Below are 4014 nucleotides of genomic sequence, written 5' to 3' on the forward strand. Positions count from 1 at the left end.
GAACTCATTTATTGTAACTAAGCACTATTTCTAGTAGATGGATTTAATAACATGTGAAATGCTATTAGATTGTCTGAATTAGGCTAAAATTACATATAAGAAGGGAGTTACAGGAACTATAATTCTGGGTGATAAATATTAGAGAGTATTTACAGCACTACCTGAACATTTTACTCTAACTGACTTTGATATACATATTATATCTAGTACTGATGTAATGTAGGATATGTAGACTATTAAGTCTATAATTCCAGAATTAATTAAGAGTCAGTAGATTTCTCCAGATATTATATTTGAAGCACTAACTGCAAAAAGTCTTACATAGCTAAAATATACTGTATAGAAATCTATGTAGAAATAGAAAGAAGAGAATAATTAGCTTCAACAACTTGGATAGAAATTAGAAGAAACTTCTCAATAGCTACAATAGGCACAGAAAGAATTGCAACAATCATAGTAGAAAATTAAGCAGCTTGATGAAGCTAGAATGTAGTTAGAGCAATAGAAAATACAATTAGAATATTAGGTTAATTGGTTCAAAGCTCAAACAGATAAAACCTATAAAGATAGACAAATGGATATTGAAGAGAAGAGAACTTAGATTGAGCTAGCTTAGCTTCATGATGGTAATCCATATAATGATAAAGTAAGACAATTAATGTCATGACAGGAACATAGTTATATAATCAGGGTAAATAGACAATATACCCCATAACTCATGCAGAAGTTGTTTAGAGTAATGCTACAGGTAATGGGGATTCTAAGGAAACAGTTGAATCCAATTTAAAAGCCTTATGGTCAGAAATAAGTAATCTTACTGGTGCAGCAGATGCTACTAAATAGATAAAAATTAATATTACATATACAAGAGCAACAACTGCTGATAAAGATGAGATTAAACTTGATACAGTAAATTGGGGTTCAGAATTTGAATCTCCTACGTCAGACTTACCATATACTTGGAAACGTACTATAATAACTTATGCTGGATAGGATGAGTCAACTGAGCTTAATACAACTTATGAAATTGTTGCTGCACAAACCGCAGAGATAATACAGAATATTTATATTGCTAAATCAACAGGAGTTGCTCCTACAATCACCTATCCAGTTCTTAAAGATGGGTACGGGGATCCAATATTAGACCCAGATGGGAAAGAACAAGAAGACTTAACAGCATTTGACAACTCCCTTCCAGAAGGATGGTCAGAAACTCCTGTAAGTATTGGTCCTGCAACTCCGTATGTATTTATTGCAACTAGAAAGAAGGTTAATGCTAAATGGCAAAGGTTTTCTGAACCTGCATAGTTTGGTAGATGGGCTTTTGATAGTTAGCTAGAAATGAGGTATACGGTTACTGCTGGAGATATTCCTTCAGTAAATACTACTAGTACTGATCCTGGAAGTATATGGTCTGTGGATGGCCCAACTGATTTCACAGGAAAACTATGGATGATTACTGCCACTTCTGTAAATAATGTGTTAAATGCAGCAGATGATGGTACTATTTGGCGTGGTCCTAACTTATTATCTATTATACAATAATGGAATTTAGTATTGATATACATACAAAAATTACAGGAGAAATTACTGTAGAAGACTATTCTAAAGAGTATGGATAGTATATTGATGAAGATTTAGAGGTAACAACTTCCTATGATTCTTATAAATATAGTGAAAGTGCTACTTTAAATACAATAATTAAAATGGGAATTGGAGAAGCTACTCTAATTGATGTTCTCTTAAATAAACATACAGAAGACCTTGATTCTTGTACTTTTAATGTAAAAGATGATGGATATTATGTAGTTGACCATATAATACTTCCTAATATGGATTGGTATGAAAATGCCTCAGAAGAATATAAAGAGTATTATGAGACAATTTATATTACTGACGGAGAGAAGATATTTAAGGAAGTAGAAGGAGAACTGGAAGAAACTTCTGTAAAAGAAATTCTAGAAAGAAATATAGAAGGAACCACTATTAAGAAATGTAAGGTAGATGTATTCTTCACTGGAAATCTTCAATAGTGCTATATTAATTATTGTAAGAAAATATTTGATAGTCTATTAAATAAATGCGCTAGTGAAAATCCAGATACGTTTGCTAGAGATTTTATTTGGATGACTTTAAATATTATAGATTATTTAATAGGCTTTAAATAGTTCATGGAAGCAGAGAGAATATTATCCATGTTTAGAACTTGTGGTGGATTCTGCGATTGCCATGAACCTAATCGTCATTTAAACTGTGGATGCTCTTAAACATAAAGCCATTAAAAGATATAAGTCTTTTGTTAAAAGGTTAAAGAATGGATATAGGGATGATTATAAGGAAATAATGAATCTTATATGCTATATCAACTTACCTTATACTTTAGATAATAACGAATTTATTAAATAGCAATTACTAAACTAGAATGATACAGCCTATTTACACTTCGGTAAATAATGCAGATGTAGTTCCCTGTGGTAAGAAAGGATTTACTATTAAAAGTGATCCTATTCCTCTATTAAGAGATAATTACTTAGGAGAATATAGAACTTAGTTAGAAAAAGCTAAGGTTAGAAAGAATTTAGGAATTGCAGATGAGTAGAGCCTGCTGTGGGGAAATATAGATGGAACTATAGAAGCCCAAACAGACTTAGTTCAGTATATAGAACAGAAATGGAAATATTCCAGTGATTTAGTTGATAATATTAACACTGTAAAGGATGCTATTGACTATGCTTTATTTTTTATAAGCTAGTACGAAGCTAATACAGAAGAAATTGCGGCTCTTAGGGAAGAATTTGAATAGGTAAAACATGCAGTTTCAGAATTTGAAACTAATGTGCAGGGGTAGCTTGATACTCATACAGCGGATATAGAAACTATTCAAAGTAGTATAGAGACTATTAACTAGGCTATATCTGATATTAATGATGCTATAGAGAATATTGATGTAGATTAGAATATTCTAAACTGGATTACTTAGAATCTAGAAGGTTCTCAAACTATTAAAATAGAAGAGAATATTGAAGTTAACATATCTGAGGAAGAAGGAAATGCACTACAGATTAATAATGGAGTATATGTAAAGGATTTGCAGCCAGATTTAGATGAAGCAAATTCTTAGATATAGACTATTATTTAGGCACAAGAGGAAACTAATACTAAAGTAGATGAGAATACTTAGAATATAACTAGTATTCAATCTGATTTAGAAGTAGTGGCTACCTATCAAACAGAACTTCCTGATGAAACTATTTCAACAGTAGTAAGTGGAACAACTGTTGAGCAACTTAAGGGAAAGAGTTTCACAGAAATTATTGATACTTTAATATTTCCAACTACTGTAAGGGATTTAGTACAACCTCAATTATATTATAGTTCTATGCAATCATTAGTAGAAGTAGGTTCTGAGTTCTAGATTCCTACTCTTACATTTATTAAAAATGATGCAGGAGAGGAAACTGATAGAGTTGAGAAAATTACCTATAATGGGTCAGAAGTTAGTTCATACTCAAGTATCGGATTATATTCTTATTCTGCTACAGTATCATATGATGCTGGAGAATATCTTATTGATAATAAAGGATAGATAACAGATAAGAGAATAGAAGCAGGACAAATATCTACATTTGCTTATGTAACTGCCACTTATCCTTGGTATGCTGGAAATACTTCTGATGTTACTAAATAGTAGCTTGTGGCGTTTGGTTCATCTTCTGGGACTATTAATTTCTCATTATCTGGAAAAGCCGTAGTTAAACTTCCAGGACAGAATACTACTCTAGATTCATTCTTAGTAGATGGAGGACTTGGGTATTTAAATGTAGATTTAAATGGATGGACTACTTCTACTGAGACTATTAATGGATTCCCATACAAAGTCTGGACTAAGAGTGATACGTATTCATCTGCTTTACCACATAGAATAACATTTACACTTAAACAATAATGGCATTTAAATATATTGGTGATGCTGCACTAGGTGTTGGCTTAACCGTTGAAACTCCAAAGCCTTTG

General features: G+C 31.8%; 4 protein-coding genes. All 4 read left to right on the forward strand.

Translation table 11 applies throughout. The annotated features are described in order from the left end of the window. Positions 1-1341 precede the first annotated feature (1341 nt). Positions 1342-1545, forward strand: coding sequence for a hypothetical protein (locus ACI3VO_RS08450; protein ID WP_439757493.1), 204 nt, complete (start codon positions 1342-1344; stop codon positions 1543-1545). A gap of 161 nt (positions 1546-1706) precedes the next feature. Further along, positions 1707-2033 carry a hypothetical protein gene (locus ACI3VO_RS08455; RefSeq protein ID WP_439757494.1) on the forward strand — a complete coding sequence of 109 codons (327 nt, stop codon included), beginning with the start codon at positions 1707-1709 and terminating at the stop codon, positions 2031-2033. Positions 2034-3214: 1181 nt separating this feature from the next. Further along, the gene (locus ACI3VO_RS08460) at positions 3215-3415 is read left to right on the forward strand and encodes a hypothetical protein (protein WP_439757495.1); all 201 of its coding nucleotides are present in this window, start codon (positions 3215-3217) and stop codon (positions 3413-3415) included. A gap of 279 nt (positions 3416-3694) precedes the next feature. Continuing rightward, positions 3695-3946: a hypothetical protein gene (locus tag ACI3VO_RS08465; protein ID WP_439757496.1), complete on the forward strand. Its 252-nt coding sequence runs from the start codon at positions 3695-3697 to the stop codon at positions 3944-3946. Positions 3947-4014 lie beyond the last annotated feature (68 nt).

Origin of the sequence: Intestinibacter sp., from assembly GCF_051866655.1 — a bacterium.
GTDB lineage: Bacteria > Bacillota > Clostridia > Peptostreptococcales > Peptostreptococcaceae > Intestinibacter.

Coding starts and splice junctions, on each gene's coding strand:
- ACI3VO_RS08450 (WP_439757493.1), top strand. CDS start 1,342: ATGAGGTATACGGTTACTGCTGGAGATATTCCTTCAGTAAATACTACT.
- ACI3VO_RS08455 (WP_439757494.1), top strand. CDS start 1,707: ATGGGAATTGGAGAAGCTACTCTAATTGATGTTCTCTTAAATAAACAT.